The 24886-nt window shown below is 64.7% G+C and carries 26 protein-coding genes; 16 read left to right on the top strand and 10 right to left on the bottom strand.

Annotated elements, in window-relative coordinates; translation table 11 throughout:
• The first annotated feature begins 138 nt into the window (after positions 1-138).
• Complete coding sequence (locus tag M2342_RS10710; RefSeq protein WP_413715137.1) at positions 139-759, top strand: PadR family transcriptional regulator; 621 nt, start codon at positions 139-141, stop codon at positions 757-759.
• Between the two features lie 67 nt (positions 760-826).
• A complete protein-coding gene (locus M2342_RS10705) occupies positions 827-1138 on the top strand; it encodes a DUF2218 domain-containing protein (RefSeq protein WP_264570589.1) in 312 nt (103 codons plus the stop codon).
• An 18-nt stretch (positions 1139-1156) separates the two neighbouring features.
• On the opposite strand, the gene M2342_RS10700 is transcribed toward M2342_RS10705, so the two are convergent.
• From M2342_RS10700 to M2342_RS10690, 3 genes are all read right to left on the bottom strand, one after another.
• Positions 1157-3724, bottom strand: coding sequence for an HWE histidine kinase domain-containing protein (locus M2342_RS10700; protein ID WP_264579068.1), 2568 nt, complete (start codon positions 3722-3724; stop codon positions 1157-1159).
• Positions 3714-4346 carry a biliverdin-producing heme oxygenase gene (locus M2342_RS10695; protein WP_264579067.1) on the bottom strand — a complete coding sequence of 211 codons (633 nt, stop codon included), beginning with the start codon at positions 4344-4346 and terminating at the stop codon, positions 3714-3716. The genes M2342_RS10700 and M2342_RS10695 overlap by 11 nt, the downstream gene beginning before the upstream one ends.
• 134 nt (positions 4347-4480) lie before the next feature.
• A complete protein-coding gene (locus M2342_RS10690) occupies positions 4481-5632 on the bottom strand; it encodes a glycosyltransferase family 4 protein (protein ID WP_264570586.1) in 1152 nt (383 codons plus the stop codon).
• Between the two features lie 115 nt (positions 5633-5747).
• Between M2342_RS10690 and M2342_RS10685 the strand changes: the two genes are divergently transcribed.
• Positions 5748-6407 (top strand): MOSC domain-containing protein, encoded by a 660-nt coding sequence (locus M2342_RS10685; protein ID WP_264579066.1) that lies wholly within the window; start codon positions 5748-5750, stop codon positions 6405-6407.
• Between the two features lie 8 nt (positions 6408-6415).
• Positions 6416-6697 carry an HNH endonuclease gene (locus M2342_RS10680; RefSeq protein WP_413715136.1) on the top strand — a complete coding sequence of 94 codons (282 nt, stop codon included), beginning with the start codon at positions 6416-6418 and terminating at the stop codon, positions 6695-6697.
• Positions 6698-6717: 20 nt separating this feature from the next.
• Here the strand turns inward: M2342_RS10680 and M2342_RS10675 are convergent, their stop codons facing one another.
• The 7 genes from M2342_RS10675 to radC all read right to left on the bottom strand — a co-directional run bounded on the left by M2342_RS10675 (position 6718) and on the right by radC (position 13758).
• Positions 6718-7173 carry a c-type cytochrome gene (locus tag M2342_RS10675; protein ID WP_181559886.1) on the bottom strand — a complete coding sequence of 152 codons (456 nt, stop codon included), beginning with the start codon at positions 7171-7173 and terminating at the stop codon, positions 6718-6720.
• Positions 7174-7177: 4 nt separating this feature from the next.
• Positions 7178-8770, bottom strand: coding sequence for an NAD(P)/FAD-dependent oxidoreductase (locus M2342_RS10670; protein ID WP_264579064.1), 1593 nt, complete (start codon positions 8768-8770; stop codon positions 7178-7180).
• A gap of 508 nt (positions 8771-9278) precedes the next feature.
• Positions 9279-10217: an IS5 family transposase gene (locus M2342_RS10665; protein WP_264577804.1), complete on the bottom strand. Its 939-nt coding sequence runs from the start codon at positions 10215-10217 to the stop codon at positions 9279-9281.
• Between the two features lie 91 nt (positions 10218-10308).
• Positions 10309-10983: an orotidine-5'-phosphate decarboxylase gene (gene pyrF / locus M2342_RS10660; protein WP_264575651.1), complete on the bottom strand. Its 675-nt coding sequence runs from the start codon at positions 10981-10983 to the stop codon at positions 10309-10311.
• Positions 10980-11390 carry a hypothetical protein gene (locus M2342_RS10655; RefSeq protein WP_264579063.1) on the bottom strand — a complete coding sequence of 137 codons (411 nt, stop codon included), beginning with the start codon at positions 11388-11390 and terminating at the stop codon, positions 10980-10982. Before M2342_RS10655 ends, pyrF begins: the two co-directional genes overlap by 4 nt.
• A 116-nt stretch (positions 11391-11506) precedes the next feature.
• Positions 11507-12826 (bottom strand): adenylosuccinate lyase, encoded by a 1320-nt coding sequence (gene purB / locus M2342_RS10650; protein WP_264579062.1) that lies wholly within the window; start codon positions 12824-12826, stop codon positions 11507-11509.
• Positions 12827-13053: 227 nt separating this feature from the next.
• Positions 13054-13758: a RadC family protein gene (radC, locus tag M2342_RS10645; RefSeq protein WP_264579061.1), complete on the bottom strand. Its 705-nt coding sequence runs from the start codon at positions 13756-13758 to the stop codon at positions 13054-13056.
• Between the two features lie 162 nt (positions 13759-13920).
• On the opposite strand from radC, the gene M2342_RS10640 reads away from it, so the two are divergent.
• From M2342_RS10640 to secG, 12 genes are all read left to right on the top strand, one after another.
• Entirely contained in the window at positions 13921-17064 is a 3144-nt protein-coding gene (locus M2342_RS10640) for a YdbH domain-containing protein (RefSeq protein WP_264579060.1), read from the top strand.
• A 38-nt stretch (positions 17065-17102) separates the two neighbouring features.
• Positions 17103-17270 (top strand): YnbE family lipoprotein, encoded by a 168-nt coding sequence (locus M2342_RS10635; protein WP_181559880.1) that lies wholly within the window; start codon positions 17103-17105, stop codon positions 17268-17270.
• Between the two features lie 5 nt (positions 17271-17275).
• Entirely contained in the window at positions 17276-17671 is a 396-nt protein-coding gene (locus M2342_RS10630; RefSeq protein WP_413715168.1) for a YdbL family protein, read from the top strand.
• A gap of 181 nt (positions 17672-17852) precedes the next feature.
• Positions 17853-18176, top strand: coding sequence for an AtpZ/AtpI family protein (locus M2342_RS10625; RefSeq protein ID WP_181559878.1), 324 nt, complete (start codon positions 17853-17855; stop codon positions 18174-18176).
• Between the two features lie 44 nt (positions 18177-18220).
• A complete protein-coding gene (locus tag M2342_RS10620; RefSeq protein WP_181559877.1) occupies positions 18221-19006 on the top strand; it encodes a F0F1 ATP synthase subunit A in 786 nt (261 codons plus the stop codon).
• A 47-nt stretch (positions 19007-19053) separates the two neighbouring features.
• The gene (locus M2342_RS10615; RefSeq protein ID WP_014076610.1) at positions 19054-19281 is read left to right on the top strand and encodes a F0F1 ATP synthase subunit C; all 228 of its coding nucleotides are present in this window, start codon (positions 19054-19056) and stop codon (positions 19279-19281) included.
• An 86-nt stretch (positions 19282-19367) separates the two neighbouring features.
• Positions 19368-19853 carry an ATPase gene (locus M2342_RS10610; RefSeq protein ID WP_181559876.1) on the top strand — a complete coding sequence of 162 codons (486 nt, stop codon included), beginning with the start codon at positions 19368-19370 and terminating at the stop codon, positions 19851-19853.
• Position 19854: 1 nt separating this feature from the next.
• Entirely contained in the window at positions 19855-20508 is a 654-nt protein-coding gene (locus tag M2342_RS10605; RefSeq protein ID WP_264573015.1) for a F0F1 ATP synthase subunit B, read from the top strand.
• Between the two features lie 137 nt (positions 20509-20645).
• Positions 20646-22568: an excinuclease ABC subunit UvrC gene (gene uvrC / locus M2342_RS10600; protein WP_264579059.1), complete on the top strand. Its 1923-nt coding sequence runs from the start codon at positions 20646-20648 to the stop codon at positions 22566-22568.
• A 47-nt stretch (positions 22569-22615) separates the two neighbouring features.
• Positions 22616-23896, top strand: coding sequence for an SDR family oxidoreductase (locus M2342_RS10595; protein WP_264579058.1), 1281 nt, complete (start codon positions 22616-22618; stop codon positions 23894-23896).
• Positions 23896-24369, top strand: coding sequence for a DUF2269 family protein (locus M2342_RS10590; RefSeq protein ID WP_264579057.1), 474 nt, complete (start codon positions 23896-23898; stop codon positions 24367-24369). The genes M2342_RS10595 and M2342_RS10590 overlap by 1 nt, the downstream gene beginning before the upstream one ends.
• Before the next feature lie 103 nt (positions 24370-24472).
• Positions 24473-24874 carry a preprotein translocase subunit SecG gene (secG, locus tag M2342_RS10585; RefSeq protein WP_181561429.1) on the top strand — a complete coding sequence of 134 codons (402 nt, stop codon included), beginning with the start codon at positions 24473-24475 and terminating at the stop codon, positions 24872-24874.
• The last annotated feature ends 12 nt before the right edge of the window (positions 24875-24886 follow it).

Below are 24886 nucleotides of genomic sequence, written 5' to 3'. Positions count from 1 at the left end.
ACCGGTTGCACGGGCCAGCTTGCATCGGACTGCAGGCCATTCGCAGGCATGCTCGAAAAAATTGCTAAAAGGGCCTTGTGGAAATCAGTCTAAGATATATCTTCGATCAATCTGAATTTTGGAAGGATTGAATCTTTGATGTTTGACACACGCACACATGGACGGCGCGGCCCGCATGGGCACCGTCACGCGCTCAAGGCCATGATGGGCCGGGGCGGTCGTTTCGGCGGCGGCTGGGGCGGCGCAGAGTGGGACGGGCAGGGCGGCCATGGCGGTCCGCGCGGCGGCCGTCGCGGACGCGGACGCCTGTTCGATGGCGGCGAGTTGCGACTCGTGCTGCTCAAATTGATCGGCGAGGGGCCGCGCCACGGCTATGACCTCATCCGTGCGATCGAGGAGCTGACCGGCGGCGCTTATGCGCCCAGCCCCGGCGTCGTTTATCCCACGCTCACCCTGCTGGCGGAAATGGACCTCATCGCCGACAGCGAGAGCGAAGGGGCGCGGAAGCTGTACGCGATTACCCCCGCAGGAGAGGCCCATCTTGCCGAGAAGGCTGACGAGATCGGCGGCCTGATGGACCGGTTGGCCGGCCTCGGCGCCGAGCAGCATCGATCGAACAGCGGCCCGGTCCGCCGCGCCATGGGCAATCTCAAGACGGCTCTGATGGGCCGGCTGCGCGAAGGCGAGACCACAGACGATCTGCCGCATGAGATCGCCGCGATTCTCGATGAGGCAGCGCGGAAGATCGAGCGGTTGTAAGACTGCACAGCATAATTCCAATCGCTCCACCGCCGGACGGTGGAGCCACCAACAGAAAGACAATGTCATGAACAGCGCAACAGCCAAGGTGCCTACGCAGAGCGGTAGCCGCTATCTCCAGCAACTGTGCAAGCACTGGTCGCACAACCTCAAGGTGGAGTTCACACCTGAGCGCGGCACGATCGTGTTTCCGCGCGACGCGCGCGGCGCCGATTGGCCGGCTGACGCTCTGGTGACGATGGTCGCGCAACCCGACACGCTCGACGTGACCATCGACGCCAGCAGCCCGGAGCATCTCGAAGGCCTCAAAAACACGGTCGCCCGCCATCTCGATCGCTTCGCGTTCCGTGAGGCGCCGCTCAGCTTTCCCTGGTTGTGAGGGTTTGAACCGGCGCGATCAGTCCGCCGGTTCGGTCTTCAGTTCTGCAAGGGCGGCTGCGATCTGCGCCGTGCCATAAGGCTTGGTGACGATCGGCACGGCGTGGAAGCGCGAGGAATCGAGACCGCTGCCATAGCCCGTCGCAAAGACGAACGGGATGCCGCGTTCGGCCAGTGCCCTGGCGACCGGCTCGCTCGTCTCCGCGCCCAAATTATAGTCGAGCATCGCCACATCGAGTGGCACGGTTGCGCAGGCGCGCAGCGCGGCCGTGACGCTGGAGGCGACCTCGACCTTTTCGGCGCCGAGTTCCATCAACGCATCCTGCCCGTCGAGCGCGATGATGAGGCTGTCTTCCACCAGCAGCACGCGCTGCCCGGCTAGCGGCAGCTTCGCCGGCTCGCGCAGATCGGCAGACGCGCCGTCCGTCGCATCGATCCGGTCCTCCGGCGCGACGCCGGCCACGAAGCGGGAGGGAATGCAGAAATGCGCCTTCACACCGCTCAGTCTGTAGTGAATCTTGGCATCGCCCCCGAGATCGTGGGGGACGGTCTTTTCGATCACCGTCGAACCAAAGCCGCGGCGGGAGGGCGGGGTGACCGCCGGTCCGCCGAGTTCAGACCAGTCGATCAACAGGCTGCCATCCTCGTCCTGCTGCCAGCTGATCAGCACTGTGCCGCTGTCGGAGAGCGCGCCATATTTGGCGGCATTGGTCATGAGTTCGTGGAAGACTAGCGACAGCACGGTGAAGGCGACCGGCTGAAGCAGGATGTTGGAGCCTTTGGTGTCCACATTGGTGCGCTTGTCGCGCAGGAAGGCATTGGCCTCGATGTCGATAAGATCGCGCAACCGCGCCGGACCCCAGCGATCGCGCGTTACCTGGTCGTGCGCACGGGCGAGCGCCTGCAGGCGATCGTCCAGATTGCGCGTAAAATCCTCGACGCTGGCCGCCCCGTCGCGGGTCTGCGACACGAGGCCGCGAATGAGCGAGAGGATATTGCGCACGCGGTGATTGAGCTCGGCGATCAGCAGCTCCTGCCGCTCCTGCGCCCGCTGCCGCTCCTCGCCCGCGCTTTCGGAAAGGCGGATGAGCACTTCCAGCATGCCGACCCGCAGCGCTTCGGCAACGCGGCGCTCCACCGTGGTAAACGGCAGGCTGCGGCCCTTCACCAGTTGCGACCAGCTTTCGAAGCTTTTGCGCGGCGTTAGCCGGTCGCCATTGGGGCCGAGCTCGACCGGCTTTTCCGGGTTGCCGCCCCAGCGCACCGAGCGCATCTGCTCGCTGCGGAAGAACACTACATAGTCCCGCGGCTTTCGGGAGAGCGGGATGGCGATCAGGCCGGCGGCGACATCCGCATAAGCGGCCGCCTCGGGCAGGACGGATGAAATGCAGTCCGTCGCAAAGACCTCGCCGTGCGAAAGCTGATTGAGGATAGAGACGAGGCTTATGAACTGCTCGCGTGAGGGCGTCAGGCCGCTGAGCGAGACAGAGCCATCGACATAAGCCCCGACGCCGTCGGCGGGAATGGTATCGAACACGACCTCGCCAAGCCAGTCCGCGTCCCGCAGCAGGTCCCCATCCTGCGCGATGGAGGCCATCAAGCGATCGGTGGCGCCGCGTGCGCGCGACTCATAGCCGGCATTCTCGCTGCGTTCCCGGCTCTCGAGCATCAGCGAGAAGATCTGGCCGAACAGTTCGGCGGCCGTACGCATGGCGAGGCCAGGCAGGCGCGGCTGATAATGGTGGCAGGCGAAGAGCCCCCAGAGCTTGCCTTCGACGATGATCGAGATCGACAGCGACGCGCTGACGCCCATATTGCGGAGATATTCGACGTGGATCGGCGAAACCGCGCGGAGCAGGCACAGGGATTGGTCGAGGACCGCGCCGCTCGGGTCGGTCTGCGGCACGATCGGCACCGGTTCTGCATTCACATCAGCGATGATGCGGAACGGATTGCGCACATAGAGCTGGCGCGCTTGTGCCGGAATATCCGACGCGGGGTAATGCAGGCCAAGGAAGCTGTCGACGCCGGCGCTCAGGGCCTCGGCAACGACCTCGCCCGAGCCCTCGGCATCGAAGCGATAGACCATCACCCGGTCGAAACCGGTGATCGCCTTCACCTGCCGGGCGCTCTCGCGAATGAAGGAGGTGAGCGTGTCGGCCTGGGCGAGGCGGGACATGAGCGTGCGGACCAGCGTCGCCGCTTCACCCGGATCTTCGAGCGCGGGCTCGCATTCGATGACGATGCTGTTGCCCGAGAAATGCACGGCGACATCGTACAGCTTGCCATCATCGAACAGCGGCTGCGAGAACAGGCGTTCTACGGAATCATTGCCGCGCAGCATCGAGATCCGGTTGCGGATGTCGTGCTGGGCAGCGGGCGTGATGAGATCGGTGAGCTTGGAACCGAGCAGCGCATCCGCCGATTTACCCGTGAACGCGGCGATATTGTCCGATACGCGCCCGATCATCCAGTCGGCACTGACCGCCAGCAGGAAACCGAACGGCTGGATGGTTCCGAGAATATGGATCGGTTCGCGGTCGCAATTGGTGAGGTCGACCCGAAAGCCGGCAGGATCATTGGCCAAGTCTGGCTCCCATCGCGATGGCGCAATTTCGGTAAAGGGCGAAGGTCCGCGTCGCTGCTGCGCGGGTTTCGCGCTGCCAGACGGGGCCGTGAGTCAGGGCCTGATCTTCCAGAGCGGCGATGAAGGCACGCCACGCGCCTTGAGGATGCACGGCGCTCAGATAATCACGCGGAAAATCGTCGGGCACGCGGCGGGCGAGCATCGCGCCACCCAGGCGCGAGCCTTCCGTCACATAGGCGGCACCCCAATGAGCCGCCGTGCTCGGGGCCCATGTCAGCGGCTCGGCCTCGGGAACGGCCTGGCCCAAGGCGTCGAGGTCGGCCGTCAGGGCCCGCACGCGCGCGGCCGCGTCGATATTGGGCGAGGCTGAACGCAGCCAGCGCTCGAGCGGTACCAGCGCTGCAGCATGGGCAGACAGAAAGCGGCCGTAACTCGCACGGCTTGTCAGATCGAACTGGCTGAACAGGCTGTCGACTTCGTCGTGGTCGGCACGCGTCTCTTTCTTCAGGACTTGATGGAAGGCCACTGGCTGAGCCGCGGCTGTTGTCGGGATTTCCGCCACGCCGGGATCAGTATCGAAAGACATTGCCGTGAATTTACAGCGCGTGCCGGCAATATACAACGCGTGATCTTGCGAGCCGCGGCGAAAGGAATGGCGCAATTCGGGGCAGGGGCGGCCTTTGTCTCATCGGACACATAACGCGCCGAGGGATGAACGGTTGCAGACCGTCACACTCAGTCTTCGTCGCCGTGTGATCAGCCGGCGCGGCGTTTCGCCAAGCCGCAATATGTTTCAATCATTGCGGCGTTCACCTGATCCCATTTGTAATCCTGCACCCGCAGATGGCCGGCTTGCCCCGCCGCTGCGCGCAAGGCGGGATCTTCGATGAGACGCTGGATGGCGTCGGCATAAGCCTGCACGTCGCGCGGCGGAACTAGGAAGCCGGTCTCACCGTCCGCGACCAGATCAATCGCGCCTGTGGCGCGGGCAGCGACCACCGGCACGCCCGCCGCCATGGCTTCGGTCGTCACATTGCCAAAAGTCTCGGTGACCGAGGGCATGAAGAAGATATCCATGCAGGCGGCCGCCCGACCGAGGTCATCGCCGCCCTGAAAACCCGCAAACACCGCCTCCGGCACCCGCTCCGCAAACCACTGGCGCGCGGGTCCTTCACCGATCACCAGCACCCGGTGGCGAACGCCGCGCGCCTTGAGCGCCGCGATCACATCGGCAAAGACGCCGAGGCCCTTTTCCAGAACAAGCCGCCCAAGGAACCCGACGGCGATCTCGTCATCGGCGATGCCGAGCGAGCGCCGCCAGCCATTGTCCCGCCGCTGCGGGTTGAACCGGGCATGATCGATGCCGCGCGACCAGATGCCGATCGGCGTCGTCACGCCCCATTCGCGCAGCAGCGTCGCCATGCTGCCGCTCGGCACCATCACCTGGTCGACGCGATTGTAGAAGCGCGTCTGCAGGCGGACCAGCAGCGGTTCGATGACGCCAAGACCGTAATAGCGCGGATAGGTTTCAAAGCGGGTGTGCAGGGAGGCGACACAAGGAATGCCCTCTCGCCGCGCCCAGCTCGATGCGCGATGCCCTAGAATGTCCGGCGCGGAGACGTGGACGATATTGGGGGCATAAGCTGCCAGGTCCGCCCGAGTCTGCGCTGAAAGCCCCTTGGCGAGCCGATATTCGCCCCGGCCGCCCGGCATGGACCAGCTCGGCACCGACACCAGCTCGCCAGCCGGTTCGAACGCCGGTGGATCGATGGTGGGGGAATAGACGCGCACGCTGGCGCCGCTCGCGAGCGCAGAGGCCATCAGATTGTTGAGGGCCTGATTGGCGCCATCGCGGACGTAATTATAGTTGCCGCTGAACAAGGCAATGCGGAGGTCGCTGGGGAGCATCGGGGCCCTATAGCGAGGCGGGCCGTGCGGTCAAAGTGCTGCTGCACCATCGGCGGGAACTTGTCCGTCCGTTGTTGCACTGGCGCGACTCACAAGGGTCGTGCCATGACAGGACATGGACGAGCCATCCCTTTCCCTTTCCGTTGACGCGCTGCTGGTCGGGTCGCCGGCCTTGCTGGCGCCGGGCGTGATGAGCGCCATGGGCAAACGCGCGGTGCGCGGGCCTGTCCGGATCGGCTGGCTGGGGCTGGAGGGCGATAGCGTCGCCGACCCCCTTCGTCATGGCGGGCATGACAAGGCTGTCCACCTCTTGCCGCATGAGCATTATGCCTGGTGGCGCGGCGTGCTCGACGATCATCCGCTGCTCGACGGGCCGGGCGCGTTTGGTGAGAATATTTCGACGCGCGGGGCCACCGAGGCCAATCTGTGCCTTGGCGACCGGTTCGCGCTTGGCAGCGCCGTGCTGGAGGTCAGCCACGGCCGGCAGCCCTGCGCCAAGCTCAATGCACGCTTCGGCCGCGACGATGTGTTGGGTCAGGCCATCGCGAGTGGCCATTGCGGTCTCTATCTGCGCGTGATCGAGCAGGGTGAGACCAAGGCGGGCGATGCGATGATCCTGCTGGAGCGCCCCTTGGAAGACTGGCCGATTGCGCGGGTGTTCAACCTGCTGATCGCAGGCGGACACAAGGCCGATCCAGCGGGCGTCGCGCAACTGGCGCAAACCCGCGTCCTTGCTGACGCGTGGCGGGTGCGGGCGGAAAAGCTGGCGCGCTGAGCTAGGCGTTGGAGCGCGCTTCTGATTCATGCTGGCTTTGCGAGCGGCCATTGGGCGCACGCGTCGAGTGGCATCATCCCGTGCCCAAGGCCAAGGGCGGCCGGGAGACGGTGCCCCTGCATCCGATCTGCCATCGCGCGATCCACGCGCACTTCAGCAATGGCCAGCTGGCGCGCATGGGGCGCGATCAGGCGGCGTTGCGCGGTGATCCCGCGCTCGCCGCCTTTCTGTGCTGGGTCGCCGGCAAGCCGGCGGACTTCCACGCGCCGACGCGCAAGCCCCGCCGTTAAGGGGCGAGGCCTGCACCGGCTCAGCGCATCGCCTTGACGTCCTCGGCGGTGATCGCATCCTCATAATGATTGCCGAAATGCGTGCGGACATAGTTCACCACATTGGCGACCTGTTGGTCCGTCATCATCTCCCCCACCGGCGGCATGCCGTTCAGGCCCTTGAGCGTCACCAGCATGGGATAGCCGCTGGCGGCGAGATTGGGGTTGTTGGCGAGCGCGGGATATTTGCCCGCGCCCGTCGCGCCGGCTGCGTCCGGCATGTGGCAGGCGGCACAGACCCGGCGGTACATTTTTTCGCCATCGGGTTCGCTGAACCGCCCAGGCATCACGAACGCCCCGTCGGCATCGCCTTGCTGGGCGACCAGAGCGGCGGGATCGCCCTGGCGTGGCTGGGCAGCATCCTGCGCGAGTGCGACGGAGACCGAGCCGGTGAGAATGCCGGCGGCGAGGCCAAAGGCCAATGTGCTGATCTTCATGATATTAGCTCGCGGTGACACGTTGATGGAGCCGCGTAATCGCATCGATGGCGGAGGTGATACCGCCTTCCTGCCATCCGCCGATATAGGAGGTATGTTCGCCCGCCAGGACGATCCGCCCGTCGAATTCGCACATGTTCCGGTAGTGCTCGGCGCGCGCTTCCTCCGTCCATTGCCCGAAGCAGCCGAGCACCCAGGGCACCCGGTGCCAGCCGACGGCCACGCCGTTCATGAACTCGGCCTTATATTGCGGATGGATCTGCGCGCCCCATTCGAGCGCGCGCTTGACGCGCTCTTCCGGCGGCAGCGCGGTCAGTTCGAACCCTGTCGAGCCGCCGGTATAAGCGCCCAGAAGCACGCCCGGGCCGCTGGCGCCATAATTGCTGCTGGGGTAGCTGATCTGCGAGATCGGCAGATCCGTGGTGGTGATGCCGCCATAGATCTGGTCGTCCTGCTCCCAGAAGCGCCGCTTGAACTCCAGCCCGACCTTGACGCTGGTCGAGTAGGGCACGGCACGGATGGCGCCGGCCAGCTTGGGGCCGACATTCATGTCGATCTGCGCGAGGATAGGCAGCGGGATCGTGCAGATGCACCAGTCAGCCTTGGCCTGCGCGGCGGCACCGGACTTGGTGTCGACATAATCGACCGTGACGCCTTTCGCGCCCTGCTTGATCGCCGTGACCTTGCTGTTGAGGCGAACCAGATGGCCGACCGCCCGCTCAAAGCCCTGGGCGACCATTTCCATGCCGCCAACCGGCTGGAAGATGGCGAACTCATGATCCCAGGTGAGGTTGCCGCCAATTGAGCGCCAGAGGCGTGAACGGAGCACCGTTTCGGCGGTCATCGGCTCGGAGGGGATCGGCTCGGCAGTCAGGCCGCCGCCCGGCTGCTTATCCCAGCCACGGCGGTTGCTGGACTCGCGGCCCTTCACATAGCGCATGTCCTTGTCGAGCGCGCCCCAGCTCCGCAGGGATTCCAGCAGGATGTCGCCATCCTCCTTGCTGAGCGTATCCGCTAGGGCGTTCTTGTTGACGGCCTTGGCGAGCAATTCGCTGACATGGCCGTAGAAATCGGCCTGCACATGCCGGTAGCGCTGCGGGGCCCCGCCGAACGCCTTCGTCGAGTGGACATAGGCGTTGTAATTGACCTGCATGAACGGTTCGAGCGCGACGCCCAGTTCGCGGCAATAATGCATGATGCCATGGTGGTGCCATGGAATGCGCCACGGGCCGGGATTGATGTAGTTGCCGGGCGCAAAGTCGCACTTCTGCGTCGCGCCGCCGAGTTCGGTGTAGGTGTCGCCGCCCTTGAGCGTCCAGGAGCGACCGCCCACGCGGTCGTTATACTCCAGCACCTGAACCTTGTAGCCGGCGCGGCTGAGCTCCAGCGCGGCGGTCATCCCCGCGACGCCGGCGCCCAGAATGAGCACGCTCGCGCCCTTGGCGCCGCCCTCCAGCTTGATCGGTCCCTTGAACGTCGAGGCCTGAGCCTGGCCGAGGCTCGACATCGCCATGTACATCGCCGATGCGCCCGCTGTGGTTCCAATGAGCGCCAGCAGATCACGCTTGCTCATGCGCAGCGCGTTAGTGTCTGTCATATGTGGTTATATCCCATGTCACCCCTTTGCGTGAGGGGAGCCATGGTGGGCGAACCGGGCATTGACCCGACTCGCACCAACCTGTGCAGCACCTCGTCGCGAAGCCAGTGATCGGCCTGCGGCTCGCTGCTGTTGATACGAGGTTTTGCGTATTTGCGGTGGGACGCGGCTCGGGCAATGGGCCGGATCTACGTGGGAGTCGGGGGCGATGAGCGCCGTGCCCCAAGCACATCCCGCTGTTGAATTACGCGAAGTATTCAGGGCCGGATTTAACCCCTCCTCTTCAGAGGAGGGGTTGGGGTGGTGCAGCAACCTCTCGGTTATTCACCGATAGAGCGATGCTGCGCATCGCCACCACCCCCTGGCCCCTCCTCTGAAGGGGATCGTTGCGAAAGGTGTGATTGGGTCTTTTTGGTAAGCGACGGCGGATCTGGGTACGTACTGGGGCCCTGAAGAGGGCGGCGTTTCGGCATCGGGAGGCCGCCCTCTTGGCGTTCTGGTGTCTGGCTCAGGCCAGTTTAAGCGATCGCTTCATGTTGTAGGCAAGGGCGAGCAGAAAGCAGTGACTTCGGTTTGCTTTCAGGCCGTTATAGCGCACCGCCGTAAACCCCATCCATCGCTTGAGCGTGGCGAACACGCCCTCGACCTGGGCACGGATGGGGGAGATCAGGTCGTTGTGGCGGCGCTGCAAGGGTGTAAGCGGCGGGCCGCCGCCCCAAGTCTTGTGCATGATCCGCGGCTTGATCCCGGCTGCCTTGAGCCACTGTCGCCGCGCCCGCTTGGCATAGGCCTTGTCGGCATAGACCGCCTGCTCGTCGCCGCACACGAGGCGCTCTGCCATGTCGGTGTCGGCCACATTTGCTCCGGTCAGTACCAGCCGGCGGATCAGGCGGCTGTCCTGATCCGTGCCGATATGCACCTTGTAGCCATAATGCGCGCGATGCTTGCGCATGGTCAGCGTCGCATCATCGTCCACTGCCTCGCGCGTGCCGCTGCTCGAGCCGGGGCGGAAGGGCGTTGCCACCAGCGAGGCATCGATCATCGTGCCGCGCTTGAGCACGAGACCGCGCGCCTCCAACTGGCGCGAGAACGCGCCAAACAGCTTTTCACTCAGCCCGGCCTCGGCCAGGCGATTGCGGAACCGGCACAGCGTCGTGTGATCGGGCGACGACGCTTCGAGCGGCAGGCCGATGAACCGCCGGAACGACACCCGATCGTTGATCGCCTCTTCCAGATCGGCATCCGACAGCCCATAGAACTGCTGTAAAAGCAAGGCCTTGAGCATCAGTAACGGTGGAAACGGCGGCCGTCCGCCCCCTTGATCGAGCCGCACCAGCAGCTTCTCGAACCGATACCACCGCACGTCCTGCGATAGCCGATCCAGGCTCTCGTTCCGACCAAGTTTGGGCGACACCCAACCTTCCGCAAAACCGAGCTGACCTGTCATCACCTGCCTCCTCAACGCAAACCAAGTGAATCAAATGTCACACCGTTTTGCAACGATCCCCTGAAGAGGAGGGGAGTATGTCGTCTGTCGCCTAAAGCGTCGCCTCGATTTCGCGTGCCGCCATATCAGGCTCGGGCGACTGGGTGATCGGGCGGCCAATGACCAGCAGCGATGCGCCAGCATCCACCGCTTCACGCGGCGTGACCGCGCGCTTCTGATCGCCCTTGCTGGCACCGCTCGGGCGCACGCCGGGCACGACAAAGAAGCCGGCCGGCCACAGCTTGCGCGCGCGGGCGACCTCATTGCCGGAGCAGACGATGCCGTCGAGACCAGCCTCCTTGGCAAGCAGCGTCAGCCGCTCGACCTGTTCCTGCGTACCGCCGTGGACGCCGGTTTCTTCCAGATCGGTCTGGTCAAGGCTCGTGAGCGTCGTCACGGCGACGACCTTGGTGTGGACCCCGGCCGCAGCCTTGGCGTCTTCCAGCATCGCCCGTCCGCCAGAGGCATGGACGGTGAGGATCGACGGTTCGAGCGCGTGCAGGGCCTGAACCGCCTTGGCTACGGTGTTCGGAATGTCGTGAAGCTTCAGGTCGAGAAAGATCGGCAGGCCGAATTTGCGCATCTCATGCACGCCATGGTGGCCATTTGCGCAGAAGAATTCCAGCCCCAGCTTGATGCCGCCGACATGGTTGCGGACCTTCTGAACCAGCTCCTGCGCATGGGGCAGGGAGGGCGTGTCGATGGCGATATAGATGATGCTGGTCATGGAGTGTCGGTTCTGCCTGCCGGTTTAAGATCGTCGTCCACCCGCACATCGATGGTGCGAACGGGCGGTGCGGGGTCGAATCCCGCGGGGGTGATGTGATCGGGCGTGGCGGTTGGCGTGGGGTGGTCCTGGGTGTGAACCACCGGCGCCGTCGCAGCCGGCGCAGAAGCCGCGAGGGCGCGCTCGGCGCTGTCGAGCCGCCGACGCATCCGATATTTGGTGGCCTTGTGCAGCGCCCAGAACGGCAGAGAACCGGCGAGAAACGCGACGATCACGAGAACCGGCAGCTTGGTTTCAAGCTGGAGACCGCCCCACAGATTGATCATCACGGGGGTCCAGTTGGCGAAGCTGAAAATGACGATGATGATCGCCAGTACGACCCAGAAGGCTGTCCGGAGGAACTGCATGGCTTCTCTTCCTCTGCTTGGTCCGTAGAGCCTGACCATAAGCGCGCCGCGACGGCTTGCCTAGGGGCGCAGTTCAACGCCTCCCTGCGGACATGGGAGCTTCCGGAACGGGCGTGTCAGCCAGCGGTTCCGAACACCCGCGTGAAGATCGTGTCGACATGCTTCAGATGATAGTCGAGGTCGAACAGTGCCTCGAGCTGTGGACCGGAGAGATGCGCGGAAACGGCCGGGTCGGCCTTGAGCAGATCGAGCAGCGAATGCGCACCATCCGACTGCCACACCTGCATGGCGTTGCGCTGGACCATCGCATAGCTGTCCTCGCGGCTCACGCCAGCCTGGGTGAGGGCGAGCAGCACGCGCTGCGAGTGGATGAGGCCGCCCATCCGGTTCATGTTCTTCATCATCCGCTCGGGGTAGACGAGCAGCTTGTCGATCACGCCGGTGAGCCGACCGAGGGCGAAGTCGAGCGTGATCGTGGCGTCCGGGCCGATGAAGCGCTCGACCGAGGAGTGGGAGATGTCCCGCTCATGCCACAGCGCGACATTCTCGAGCGCGGGCAGGGCATAAGCGCGCACCATGCGGGCCAGGCCGGTCAGATTCTCGGTGAGCACCGGGTTGCGCTTGTGCGGCATCGCCGACGAGCCCTTCTGGCCCGGCGAGAAATATTCCTCGGCTTCCAGCACCTCGGTGCGCTGCAAATGGCGCACTTCGACGGAGAGCCGCTCAATGGAGCCCGCGATCACGGCCAGCGTCGAGAAGAACATGGCGTGGCGATCGCGCGGGATAACCTGCGTACTGACCGGCTCCACCGTGAGGCCGAGCTTGGCCGCGACATGCTCTTCCACCTTGGGATCGATATTGGCGAAGGTGCCGACCGCGCCGGAGATGGCGCAGGTGGCGACGTCTTCTCGGGCCGCGATCAGGCGCGCCTTGCAACGGTAGAACTCGGCATAGGCTTCCGCCATCTTGAGACCGAAGGTGACCGGCTCGGCGTGGATGCCGTGACTGCGACCAATGGTCGGGGTCAGCTTGTGCTCGAACGCGCGACGCTTGATTGCCTCCAGCAGCGCATCGAGATCGGCGATCAGCAGATCGGCCGCGCGGGCAAGTTGCACATTGAGGCAGGTGTCCAGCACGTCCGAGCTGGTCATGCCCTGGTGCATGAAGCGGGCTTCATCGCCGATCTGCTCGGCCACCCAGGTGAGGAAGGCGATCACGTCATGCTTGGTGACAGCCTCGATGGCATCGATGGCGGGCACGTCAATAGAGGGGTTGGTGGCCCACCAGTCCCAAAGGGCCTTGGCGGCGCTTTTGGGTACCACGCCCAGCTCGGCCAGCGCTTCGGTCGCGTGAGCCTCGATCTCGAACCAGATGCGGAAGCGCGCTTCCGGCTCCCAGATCGCGGTCATTTGCGGGCGGGCGTAACGAGGCACCATGAGGCGGGTTCCTGATGAGACAAATTGGAGACGGCCTGCCCCTAGCAGGCTGCGGCGAAACGGGCAAATCACCCGGGTGAGGGCGGCGGTTATGACTCAAGGTGCTGAGATATAGCGATAAAAATCAATGCTGTCCGTGGTGGGTGGTCGCGGCGAAATGAAACGAATCGTCCGCAGATGGGTGCGCGTCGACCGATTGATCAGAGCCTCATCCGCGTGCCGCAACCTCAGATCAGTCCCATGGCCCGCATCGAACGGTGACCTTCGGTCGCGATAATGACATGATCGTGGACGGTCACGCCGAGGGGCTTGAGCGCGGCGATGACGTCGCGAGTCATGAGGATGTCCTGCCGGCTCGGCTCGGGCAGGCCGCTGGGATGATTGTGCACGAGGATGACGCCCGCAGAGCCGAACTCCAGTGCGCGCCGGGCAACTTGCCGGGCGTAGATGGCAGCTTCATCCACCGAGCCGTCCCCCATATGATCGTCACGCAGCAGGATGTTGCGGGCATTGAGATGAAGCACGCGCACGCGCTCGATCGAGAGATGGGCCATGTCGGCGCGCAAATAATCGAGCAGGGCCTGCCATGATGCCAGCACCGGCCGCTCCGCCACCTCGTTGCGGAGCATCCGCAGGGCGGCGGCCTGTGTCGCCTTGAGCGCGGCGGTCGTGGTCTCGCCCATGCCGTCGACCTGCATCAGCGTGGCCCAATCGGCGCTGAGCACGGCGCCCAACGAGCCGAAGCGGGCGATCAGGGCCTTTGCCAGCGGCTTGGTATCCCGCCGTGGCAGGGCGAGCGCAAGCAGATATTCAATCAGTTCATGGTCGAGCAGCCCATCCGGTCCGGACGCGAGTCGCTGCCGCAGGCGGGCGCGGTGGCCAACGCCATCATGACTCGTCTCGCTCTTGCCCCGGGATCGCCCTTCGCCCATGAACATTGTAGCTAAGCGCGAGCCGCCAGAGCGGCAAGCGGGAATGACGGGGATAAACGTCTGACCGAGTGGGTCGAAGAGGATGACGGACTAGAGGCGGGTGCAGCAGAGCGGCTGCACCGGCGCCGTCAACGTGTGCGCTGGATCGCCGGCGGGAGCGCGATGGCGCTGCTGCTGGTCGCGGGCGGCCTCTGGTTTGCGCGCGAGCCGATTGCCGACAGCTTCATCGCCCGCGAACTGGCCAAGCGGGGCGTACAGGGCCGATATGAGATCACCCGGATTGGCCCGCAGCACCAGCGGCTGGACAATCTCGTCATTGGCGATCCGAAATCGCCCGATCTCACGGTCCGCTTCATCGAGCTCGAACTCGCCTGGGGCCTGACCGGGCCTTATATCGATCGCCTTGAAGCCAGCGGCGTTCGGCTGCGTGGGCGGATTGCCGATGGCACGCTGGACTTGGGTCAGGTCAGTCGCTTGCTGGAAGGCGGCACGGGCGATCCCAAGCTGCCCGACTGGACGGCGGTGATCGAGGATGCACAGGCGCGGATCGTTACCAACAACGGCACGGTCGAGCTGGGGCTGGATGGCAGCGGGCCGTTATCGTCGGGGTTCAATGGTCAGCTTAATCTCGCGAGCCCGGCGCTAGCCTTTGGCGATTGCAGGCTGCGGGCGCTGCGGGCGCCAGTGGACGTGGCGACCGAGAATGGCGAGATTCACCTCAAAGGCCCTGCCCATGTCAGCGGCGTTGGATGCGAGGCGGCGAAGCTCCGGCTGACGGCCCCCACGCTCGATCTCAACATCCGCACAAATTTGGCGTTGGAACCCTTGGGCGGTGCAGTGAGCCTCGCAGCGCCATTGGCCGAGCAAGGGGACGGGCGGGGCAAGCGCGAGTTCAAGGAACTGTCCGGGCTCATTACCTTTAAAGGCGAAGGCGATACCCTGCGGGGGAGCGCTTCGCTTGCCGCCGTTAGCGCGCTTGTCGACGGCCTTGAAAGTGACGCGGCGAAGCTGGGCGGCAATTTCGCGGTGCAGCTCGATTCCCGCAATCGCGCTCTGGCGTGGCAAGGCACCGGGACCATCGAAAATGCCCGGCCGGCCCGCGGGATCAATCTCGCGCGCCTCGCTTCGGCGGCCGATGGCAGTCCGCTGGAACCGATCGCGAACAAGCTGGCGCGCGCCGTCGAGGCGATCGGCCGGCGCAATCACATCGAACTGGCGGGCCAGGTCAATATGCTCGGGTCTCACGGCAATGCACGGCTCGACCGGTTCGCGCTGCGGTCCGCCAGCGGCGCGCGGATCGAGAACTGGGAAGGCAGCGCGGTGCGCATCGATTGGCCCGGCGGCCTTCGGGCTTCGGGACGGCTGGATATTTCCGGCGGCGATCTGCCGGAGGGGCGCATCGAGTTCGCCACGCAGGAGCAAGGCGGTGTGCGCGGCACCGCGACGTTGCGGCCTTATGATGCCGGCGGGGCGCGGCTTGCGCTCACCCCGCTGCGCTTTGCCGTGGATGGCGCGGGGCGCGGCAGCCTCCAGACGCAGGTGACGCTGGACGGCCCCTTGCCGGGCGGCGCGGTCAAGGGCCTGCAGATGCCGCTGGATGCTCGCATCGGGGCAGGCGGGTCGGTCAGTCTATCAAGGACTTGCGTGCCCTTGCGCTGGGCGTCGCTCAGCACGTCCGGCCTCGTCCTCGATCCTGCGGCGTTACAGGTTTGCGGGCTGGGCGAGGGCACGGCCGCGATCCGCGACGTGGCATTGCGCGGCCGGCTGGGCGACAATCCCTTCGCATTTGATGCAAGCGCAGCGCGTTACGGCCTCACCACCGGCCGCTTCGAAATCCAGCAGCCGGACGTGCGCATTGGCGCGGCCGAAGCCCCGGTCCGGCTCGCTGCCGATCGCCTGACGGGCGGACGTGGGTCGGCGGGCGGCCTTGCCGGGACGATTTCGGCAGGCCGGGGCCGGATCGGCTCTGTGCCGCTCGATCTCACCGCCATGGAAGGGCAATGGCAGTTCGCCGACGGACGTCTGGCCGTCGATGGCAATCTGCGCGTCGCGGACACGCAGGCCGATCGGCGCTTCAATCCGCTGGCCGGCGAGCAGGTGCGCCTGACCCTGGCCGACAATCGCATCGAGGCGACTGGTGTGCTGGTGCATCCGGAACGAAAGGCCAAGGTCGCCGATGTGGTGATCTGGCACGACCTAAGCCGTGGCGCAGGCCGCGCCGATCTGACCGTGAACGGCCTGCGCTTCGGCAATGCGCTTCAGCCGGACGATCTCACGCCGCTCTCGCTGGGCGTGGTCGCTAACGTGGTCGGGATGGTGAATGGCGCCGGCCAGATCCGCTGGACCGGCGACAAGGTGACCAGCGACGGGACCTTCTCGACCGAGAATATGGCTTTCGCGGCCGCCTTCGGCCCGGTCGCCGGCCTGTCGACGACGATCCGCTTCACGGACCTGCTCGGCCTGCGCACCGAACCCGGCCAGGTGGTGACGGTGGAAAGCGTCAACCCGGGCATCGAGGTGCGCGACGGCACCATACGCTATCAATTGCTCTCCAGCGAGGTGGCGGAGATCGAGGGCGGGCGCTGGCCGTTCTCCGGCGGCATGCTGGAGCTGATGCCCGCCCCCCTCGCGCTGGATTCGCGCCAGCCGCGCAATCTCACCTTCCGCGTCGTCGGGCTGGATGCGGGCGCCTTTATCAATACGCTGGAACTGGAGAATATCTCCGCGACGGGCACCTTCGATGGTTTGCTGCCCATGGTGTTCGACAAGGATGGCGGGCGGATCGTTGGCGGCCTGCTGGTTGCGCGGCAGGAGGGCGACGAGCCACGCTACCTCACCAGCACGCAAGGCCTGACGATCCCGTGCGATCCAGAGCGCCGGGCCGGACGCCTTTCTTATGTGGGTGAGGTGTCCAACGCGCAGCTCAACGCGATGGCGCGGCTGGCCTTCGACGCGCTCAAGAATTTGGGCTATCGCTGCCTCGCAATCCGGCTGGATGGCGCCATCGATGGCGAGTTTGTCACGCAGGTCAGCATCAACGGGGTCAATCAGGGCACGGAAGAAACGCGCCGTAGCTTCCTGGCGCGGCCGTTTCTTGGCCTGCCCTTCCTGTTCAATGTGCGGATCGAGGCGCCCTTCCGGGGGCTGCTCAACACCGCGACCGGGCTTGCCGATCCGACCAAGCTCATCAATGGCAGTCTGGGCGACCAGTTTGTGCCCGTCGGCAGCGGAGCGTCCACGCGGGCCTCCGGGGTGGCCGTTCAGCCGGTGGACAGCGACAAGAGGATAGAAGGGGACAGGAAATGAGGCACCGACGATGGACATCGCGCGCGACGCGACTGGGGATGGGGCTGGCGCTTGCCGGAGCGGCAGGCGGCTGCATTCAGGTGCGCGCGCCCGAAAAGCCGATCGAGATCAATCTCAACGTGAAGATTCAGCAGGAAGTGGTCGTGCGCCTGCAGCAGGACGCCAAGGACCTCATCGAGAACAATCCGGAGCTTTTCCCGAAATGACATATATGCACAGCATTCGCGCCGCAGCGCTTGCGGCAGTTTTCGGTCTCGGCGTCGTCGGAGCGGCTCCGGCTATCGCGCAGGACGCGGTGGTGAGTGCCGCCAAGTCGGCCGGCACGGTCGGCGAGCAGTCGGATGGCTATCTGGGCGTCAACGGCTCGGTGAGCAGCGATGTGCGCGCCGCCGTGGATGCGCTCAACATCAAGCGCCGCGCGGCTTACACCGATCTGGCGGCCAAGCGTGGCGTGACCGTACAGGACATGGCGGCCGTGACCGGTTGTCAGACGCTGGCCGGGCGCGTTTCGGAAGGGCAGATCTACCGGATCGGCAATGGTCCGTGGCAGACCAAAGGCGCCGGGCCGATTGCGCTGCCGGATTATTGCGCCACCGCCACACGTTGAGCGATTCGCGCCACTGAGGGCCTAATTTTCCTCGAAAATCCGCCTGATCCCTCCGGCGCGGTCACCAGTGTTGACTTGCACGCCAACGCTTTCTACACGGGCCGCGCCTTGACGGGGGCGGCTCAGGCACGTCATGCAGCGCTGGTTTTTACGTCTCTTGGCGTGAACGGGAGTTGGCACGATGACAGAGACCGAACCTGGGCGAGACCCGATTGCCGAAGATGAACGCATCAAGTCGCTCAGCGAGCGGTTGGAACGTGCCGAGGCAGTCGAAAAGGTCAGGACCGGAGCGGACCGGGAAGTTGGCGGCGATAAGAATTATCGCCTCGGCAACCGGGTTCTTGCGGAGCTGATCGGCGGTCTTGTCGGCGGCGCGCTGATTGGATGGGTCCTGGACCGGTTCATCGGCACATCGCCCTGGCTCCTGCTGGTTTTCCTCTTTCTGGGGATCATCGTAGCCTTCAGGAACATTTGGAAGATTTCGATGAAGCGTCCTGAGAAGTAAGGGCGCTTTCGTCATAATCGCAGACGGCTTTTTGGGAATCAGACGTGGCAGAACCCGGCAAGATCGATCCTATGCACCAGTTCGCCATCGAGCCGCTGTTCGGTACCGAACAGTGGAGCCTCGGTGGTTACAACATTGCGTTCACCAACAGCGCGCTGTGGATGGTGATCACGGTCGTCGTTCTGTGGGGCTTCATGCTGCTCGGCATGAAGCGCGATCTGGTGCCGGGGCGCTGGCAGGCGGCTGTAGAGTCGATGACCGGCTTCATCGCGAAGCTGACCGATGACAATATCGGCAAGGGCGGGCGCAAATATGTGCCCTACATCTTCTCGCTGTTCATGTTCATCCTCTTCGCCAACCTGCTCGGCCTGCTGCCCATCGGCATTTTCGGCCTGCATCCCTTCACCTTTACCAGCCACTTCACGGTAACCGGCGTTCTCGCGATCCTGAGCTTTTCGATCGTGCTGATCGTCGGCTTCTGGAAGCATGGCCTCAAGTTCTTCTCGCTGTTCGTGCCGCACGGCACGCCGCTGTGGCTTATCTGGCTGATCCCCATCATCGAGTTCGTCTCGTTCATGGTGCGCCCTTTCTCGCTGGGCCTGCGACTATTCGTCGCGATGATCGCCGGTCACATTCTGCTCAAGGTGCTTGCCGGCTTCGTGATCAACGCTTCGGCTGCCGGCGTGGCGCCCGGCCTTGGCGTCGGCATCCCCAGCTTTGCCCTGATGGTCGGCATCTCTGCGCTGGAGATCCTGGTCGCTGGCATCCAGGCCTATGTTTTCGCACTGCTCACGTCGCTGTACATTCACGACGCCGAGCATCTGCACTGAGTTTCAACCAACGACCAAATCGAGTTTCAGAAAAGGAGTTAAGTAACATGGACGCAGAAGCCGCAAAGCTGATCGGTGCCGGTCTGGCTGCTATCGGTGCCGGCGTGGCCGCGCTTGGCGTGGGTAACGTCTTCGGCTCGTTCCTTGAGAGCGCGCTGCGCAATCCGGGCGCTGCCGACGGCCAGCAGGGCCGTCTGTTCATCGGCTTCGCCGCCGCAGAGCTTCTCGGCCTGCTGGCGTTCGTCGTCGCGATGATCCTGATCTTCGTCGCCTGATCGCCCGCAAGACGACAGACGATGATGTGGAGCCGGCGGCTGCCCAATGACGGGCTGCCGCCGGACCGCGCAAACGGACAGGTGATATGCCTCAGATAGCCCAGCTCGCCGCAACCTACTCGTCGCAGATCTTCTGGGTTCTGCTGACATTCGGGTTCGTGTTTTTCGTGATCGGTCGCGGCATGGTGCCGAAGATCCAGTCCACGGTGGATGCGCGCGACAAGAAGATCGCCGACGATCTCGAAGCGGCCCGTGCGAATTCGGCCAAGGCCGATGCGCTCGAAGCCGACTGGCGGGCGAAGGAAAATGAAGCGCGTGCCGCTGCGCAGGGCCGTCTGGCCCAGGCAAAGGCTGAAGCTGCTCGCAATCGCGAGGCTGCGCTGGCCAAAACCGACGCAGCGCTCAGCGAAAAGCTGGCCGCAGCCGAAGGCGAGATCGAGGCCGGTCGTGTGAAGGCGCTGGCGCAGATCGAAACCGTTGCAGCGGACGCCGCAGCGGACATCGTGCAGAAGGTCGCCGGCACGCAGGTGTCGCCGGATGCGGCGCTCAAGGCAGTGAAGGCGGTACTCTGATATGGCAAACCAGACCATGACACAGGTTGCCGAGACAGCCCCGGCAAGCGACAACGGCTCCGGCGCCGTGCAGTTCAATCTCGAAAACGCCGACAAGGTCCAGAATCTGGACGGCGACATCCACGCGGCCACGGAAGCCGTGGGCGGCCCCGAGCACCATGTTCCGGACGCCACCGCGTTGGGGATGGATGCGACGGGCTGGGTCAGCCTCTCGATGCTCGTGTTCGTCGCGGTGCTGATCTGGAAGAAGGTGCCGGCGCTCATCGCCCGGTCGCTGGACGCCAAGATCGCGACGATTCGCAATCAGCTCGACGAAGCCGCGCGGCTCCGGAAGGAAGCCGAAGCGCTCAAGGCCGAGTATGAAGGCCGGATCGCCTCTGTCGCCAAGGAAGCCGATGCGATGCGCTCGGCGGCCGAGCAGGAAGCTGCCGATCTCATCACTGCAGCGCAGGCGGAAGCCGAAGCGCTGGTCGTCCGTCGCCAGAAGATGGCGGAAGACAAGATCGCCGCAGCTGAGCGCGCGGCCATTGCCGATGTGCGCGCCAAGGCGGCTGCAGCGGCGACGGCAGCAGCCGGCGTGCTGATCCGCGAGACCCACAGTGCCGCGGCCGACAAGGGCCTCGTCGACGACGTGATCGGCAAGCTCGCGCACTGAACGAACTTCAGATCGATGGCTTTAGAAAGGCTGGGCCGAGCGATTGGTCCCGCCTTTCTGCATTTGACGGGCCGTGCTTCGGCCGGTTGAGGCAGGAGGCCGTTGTCCTGTCCGCCTCTCGCCCCTAAATGGCGCGGATGACCGAGCGGCCATCGTCCCCCAATCGCTTCAATGAAGAAAAGGCGACCTCCACCATCCGGGGTAGTGAACTGCCGGACGTGGACGCCGGCGTCGCAGCGATTCGCGGGACGCTGAAGACCTTGGGCACGCGACCCGGCGTGTATCGAATGCAGGATGCGCGCGGCGACGTGCTGTATGTCGGCAAGGCGCGGGCGCTCAAGAATCGGGTGTCCAACTACACACAGGTCGATCGCCTGCCGCGCCGGCTGCAGCGCATGGTCTCGCAGACCCGCTCGATGACGATCGTTACCACCCAGAGCGAGGCCGAGGCGCTGCTGCTGGAAGCGCAACTCATCAAGCGCTTTCGGCCACCCTATAATGTGCTGCTGCGCGATGACAAAAGCTTCCCGTTCATCCTGCTGCGTGAGGATCACGCCTTTCCGCGCGTGCAGCTCCACCGCGGTGCGCGGCGCTACAAGGGGCAATATTACGGGCCTTTCGCGGGGGCGGGGCAGGTGCGCAAGACGCTCAACGCGCTGCAGAAGCTGTTCCTGCTGCGCAGTTGCACGGACAGCTTCTTCGCCAATCGGTCGCGGCCCTGCCTGCTGTATCAAATTCGCCGCTGCTCCGCGCCCTGCGTGGGGCGGATCAACGAGGCGGATTATGCGGCCCTGACCCAGGACGCGCAGGACTTTCTCGGCGGCAAGTCCACGGCGGTGCAGGCGCGGCTCGGCGAGGCCATGAACGCGGCGGCGGAGTCGCTCGATTACGAGATGGCTGCCGTCTACCGGGATCGGCTCAAGGCGCTGACCTTCATCCAGGGCAGCCAGGCGATCCACGCCGAGGGGCTGGGCGATGCCGATATCTTCGCGCTCGCCAGCCGCAATGGCGGCATGTGCATCCAGGCCTTCTTCATTCGCGGCGGGCAGAATTGGGGGCATCGCAGCTTCTTCCCGGTCCACACCGCCGAGGTGGGGGAGGATGAGGTGCTGATGCAGTTCATGGCGCAATTTTATGAGGATGTGCCGCCCGCGCCGCTGGTGCTCTGCGACCGCGAGCCGTCCGAGACGCTGCTGCTCGCCGAGGCGCTGAGCCAGAAGCTGGACCGCAAGGTGCGCATCGAGGTGCCGCAGCGCGGCAGCCGCGTGAAGCTCATCAAGCAGGCCCAGCGCAATGCCGAGGAAGCGCTGGAGCGCCGTCAGGCCGAGAGCAGTGCGCAGGGCAAGATTCTCGCTGATATGGCCGAATTGCTGGGTCTGGAAGGGCCGCCCAATCGCATCGAGATTTACGATAACAGCCACATTCAGGGCACCAGTGCGCTGGGCGCCATGGTGGTGGCGGGGCCTGAGGGGTTCCGCAAGAGCGGCTATCGCAAGTTCAACATCAAGCGCCCCGAGACGGTCGCGGGCGACGATTATGGCATGATGCGCGAAGTGCTCGGCCGCCGCTTCGGCCGCGCCGCCGAGGAAGATCCCGATCGCGAATCCGGGGAATGGCCGGACCTGGTGCTGATCGATGGCGGCCGGGGCCAGCTCAACGCAGCGCGCAAGGCGCTGGAAGAAATGGGCATCGAGGATGTCCCCATGGTCGGCGTCGCCAAGGGGCCGCATCATGGTCGCGAGGGCAGGGAAGTGTTCCACCTGCTGGACGGGCGGGATTTCCAGCTCCCGGTCAATCACCCGGTGCTGTTCTACCTGCAGCGCCTGCGCGACGAGGCCCATCGCTTTGCGATCGGCGCACACCGGCAGAAGCGGGCCAAGGCGATCACTGTCAGTTCGCTGGACGAGGTGCCCGGCATCGGTCCCGCGCGCAAAAAAGCGCTGCTCATGCATTTCGGTACCGCCCGCGCCGTGCGCAACGCCAGCCTCGACGACCTCCAGCGCGCGCCCGGCGTTTCATCGGCGGTCGCGCAGACGGTCTATGATTATTTCCATGGCTGAGACTGATTCTCGTCTATGAATTGATGGGAACAAGGGGCGGGGTGTGCATGCGAGTTCTGGTGCTGGGCGCGGGCGGTTTTATCGGCCGGGAAGTGATGGCGGTACTTCTCGCAGCCGGGCATGACCTCGTCGCGACAGCGCGGTCGCTGGACGGCCTCGAAGCGCGCTTTCCTGCCGTATCTTTCATACGGGTAGACCTTTCCCGCGCGTTGCAGGTGGCCGACTGGTCGCCGGTTCTCGTTGGCGTGGATGTCATCATCAATTGCGCAGGTGTTTTGCGCGGACGAGAGATGACCTCGGTGCATGTCACGATGCCTTCGGCCTTATACGAAGCCGCTCGACTCGCCCGTGTACAGCGGGTGCTACTCTTATCGGCGATCAGCGCGCGGCCGGACGTGCAGACCGCTTATGCCCGCACCAAGTTGGCGGGCGAGGTTGCCTTGCGGGACTCGGGAGTCGACTGGACCGTTCTGCGCCCGTCACTGGTTTACGGGGATGGCAGCTATGGCGGCACGTCCCTGATGCGTGGATTGGCGGGACTGCCTTGGGCGATTCCGATGGCCGGTGATGGGCGCTTCCCGTTCACGCCTGTCCACGCGCAAGATTTGGCCCGTGCCATCCGCATCGTTTGCGAGGACGAGTCTTTCGCGGGACAGGTGCTGGAGCCGGTTGGACCCGACACGATGGAACTGCGCGATCTTCTTGTGCGCTATCGCCGCTGGCTGGGTTTTGGCGATGCTGCCATCTTGCGTGTGCCGATGCCCCTCATGCGCGTTCTTGGAAAGGCCGGGGACTTTTTCGGCTCTGGCCCGGTGTCCTCGTCCAGCCTTGACCAGATGGTCGCGGGAAACGCTGGTGACAGTGCCGCTTTCGAGCGGGCCATCGGCTTTCGGCCCCGCAGTCTCGATGTGGCGCTTCAGGCGAGTCCTGCGCAGGTGCAGGATCGCTGGCACGCCCGGCTCTATTTTCTGGCGCCGGCACTCAAGATCGTTCTTGTGCTTATGTGGTTAGTGTCGGCCTGGCTGGGTTTCGCTCATGGTCAGGTCCGTACGGAGGAGGTGACGAGTGGACTCGGATTGCCTTTGCTTTGGACAGAACCATTGCGCATCGCTGGGAGCCTACTGGACATAGCGATGGCGGGATGGCTGCTTGTGGATCGTTTCGGCCGATGGTCCACTCTCGGCCAATGCCTGCTTATCATCGGCTATACTGCGGTGATCGGTTATGCGCTTCCAGAACTCTGGATTGATCCTCTGGGGCCGCTTCTTAAGAATGCGCCTATTCTCCTTGCCGTGTTGATGCACGGAGCGATCGCGGATCGGCGTTGATGGAGTCCTATCTGATCCTGAAGTGGGTGCATGTCCTGAGCAGCACCATTCTGTTCGGCTTTGGAGCCGGGACAGCCTGGTATCTTTGGAATGCGCACCTCACGCGGGATCCCGCGACCATTGCCAGCGTCGGACGGATGGTGGTGCGCGCGGACTGGATATTTACGGGTACGAGCGGCATCGTCCAACCGGTGACCGGTATCTGGCTCGCCCATCTCGCCGGTTGGTCTCTTACCGAACCATGGTTGCTCGTGGCGCTTGTTTTGTATGCCGTTGCTTTTGGCTGCTGGGTGCCGGTTGTCTGGCTGCAAATCAAGGCGCAGCGACTGGCCCATGAGGCATGGGAGAATGGCGTTCCGTTGGGATTAGAGTACGCACGAGCCATGAGCTTGTGGTTTGCCCTTGGCTGGCCCGCTTTCCTTGGGCTCATCGCGACCTTCTGGCTAATGATCGCCAAGCCCGCCTTGTGGTAGTTCGCCCATCGACCGGTGACAGCAAGAGCAAAGGTTGATGCCCGGCGCAATGCGCGCTAAGGGCGCTGCTTCAACACCCGTCGGGATGTCCTAACCGCTCATGCTGTTCACCTTTCTCCTTGTCGTCCAGGCGATCATCGCCTTCGCGCTCGTCACTGTCATTCTGATGCAGCGGTCCGAGGGTGGCGGGCTCGGCATGGGTGGCGGTGGCAGCCCGTCTGGTCTGATGTCGGCGCGCGGCGCGGCGGATTTCCTCAGCCGGGCGACCAAGATTCTCGCGACTTTGTTCGTGGGCATGAGCATCGTGCTGGCGGTGATTGCCGCTACGCAGCACCGGGCCGCGACGATCGATACCTCGCTGGTCGGCCAGTCCGGCACCAGCGACATGTCGGCGCCGATTGCCGATGGTGATGGCATTTCCGGCGCGGCCAACAGCGCGGCAGCACCGGCCGGTCCGGCCTCGGCGCCTGCCAATGGCGCTGCTGGCGCCCCGCTCGCGCAGTAACGATCCACCAGT

Origin of the sequence: Sphingobium sp. B8D3A (assembly GCF_025961995.1) — a bacterium.
Lineage (GTDB): Bacteria > Pseudomonadota > Alphaproteobacteria > Sphingomonadales > Sphingomonadaceae > Sphingobium.
Note: the sequence above shows the minus strand (reverse complement) of the source record. Positions and strands in the feature narration are given on the sequence as shown.

Bases quoted from the DNA above. Each gene is read 5' to 3' on its own strand.
- M2342_RS10710 (WP_413715137.1), top strand. From the start codon at position 139: ATGTTTGACACACGCACACATGGACGGCGCGGCCCGCATGGGCACCGT.
- M2342_RS10705 (WP_264570589.1), top strand. From the start codon at position 827: ATGAACAGCGCAACAGCCAAGGTGCCTACGCAGAGCGGTAGCCGCTAT.
- M2342_RS10690 (WP_264570586.1), bottom strand. From the start codon at position 5,632: ATGCTCCCCAGCGACCTCCGCATTGCCTTGTTCAGCGGCAACTATAAT.
- M2342_RS10685 (WP_264579066.1), top strand. From the start codon at position 5,748: ATGGACGAGCCATCCCTTTCCCTTTCCGTTGACGCGCTGCTGGTCGGG.
- M2342_RS10675 (WP_181559886.1), bottom strand. From the start codon at position 7,173: ATGAAGATCAGCACATTGGCCTTTGGCCTCGCCGCCGGCATTCTCACC.
- M2342_RS10670 (WP_264579064.1), bottom strand. From the start codon at position 8,770: ATGACAGACACTAACGCGCTGCGCATGAGCAAGCGTGATCTGCTGGCG.
- M2342_RS10665 (WP_264577804.1), bottom strand. From the start codon at position 10,217: ATGACAGGTCAGCTCGGTTTTGCGGAAGGTTGGGTGTCGCCCAAACTT.
- pyrF (WP_264575651.1), bottom strand. From the start codon at position 10,983: ATGACCAGCATCATCTATATCGCCATCGACACGCCCTCCCTGCCCCAT.
- M2342_RS10655 (WP_264579063.1), bottom strand. From the start codon at position 11,390: ATGCAGTTCCTCCGGACAGCCTTCTGGGTCGTACTGGCGATCATCATC.
- purB (WP_264579062.1), bottom strand. From the start codon at position 12,826: ATGGTGCCTCGTTACGCCCGCCCGCAAATGACCGCGATCTGGGAGCCG.
- radC (WP_264579061.1), bottom strand. From the start codon at position 13,758: ATGGGCGAAGGGCGATCCCGGGGCAAGAGCGAGACGAGTCATGATGGC.
- M2342_RS10640 (WP_264579060.1), top strand. From the start codon at position 13,921: ATGGCGCTGCTGCTGGTCGCGGGCGGCCTCTGGTTTGCGCGCGAGCCG.
- M2342_RS10635 (WP_181559880.1), top strand. From the start codon at position 17,103: ATGGGGCTGGCGCTTGCCGGAGCGGCAGGCGGCTGCATTCAGGTGCGC.
- M2342_RS10630 (WP_413715168.1), top strand. From the start codon at position 17,276: ATGCACAGCATTCGCGCCGCAGCGCTTGCGGCAGTTTTCGGTCTCGGC.
- M2342_RS10625 (WP_181559878.1), top strand. From the start codon at position 17,853: ATGACAGAGACCGAACCTGGGCGAGACCCGATTGCCGAAGATGAACGC.
- M2342_RS10615 (WP_014076610.1), top strand. From the start codon at position 19,054: ATGGACGCAGAAGCCGCAAAGCTGATCGGTGCCGGTCTGGCTGCTATC.
- M2342_RS10610 (WP_181559876.1), top strand. From the start codon at position 19,368: ATGCCTCAGATAGCCCAGCTCGCCGCAACCTACTCGTCGCAGATCTTC.
- M2342_RS10605 (WP_264573015.1), top strand. From the start codon at position 19,855: ATGGCAAACCAGACCATGACACAGGTTGCCGAGACAGCCCCGGCAAGC.
- uvrC (WP_264579059.1), top strand. From the start codon at position 20,646: ATGACCGAGCGGCCATCGTCCCCCAATCGCTTCAATGAAGAAAAGGCG.
- M2342_RS10595 (WP_264579058.1), top strand. From the start codon at position 22,616: ATGCGAGTTCTGGTGCTGGGCGCGGGCGGTTTTATCGGCCGGGAAGTG.
- M2342_RS10590 (WP_264579057.1), top strand. From the start codon at position 23,896: ATGGAGTCCTATCTGATCCTGAAGTGGGTGCATGTCCTGAGCAGCACC.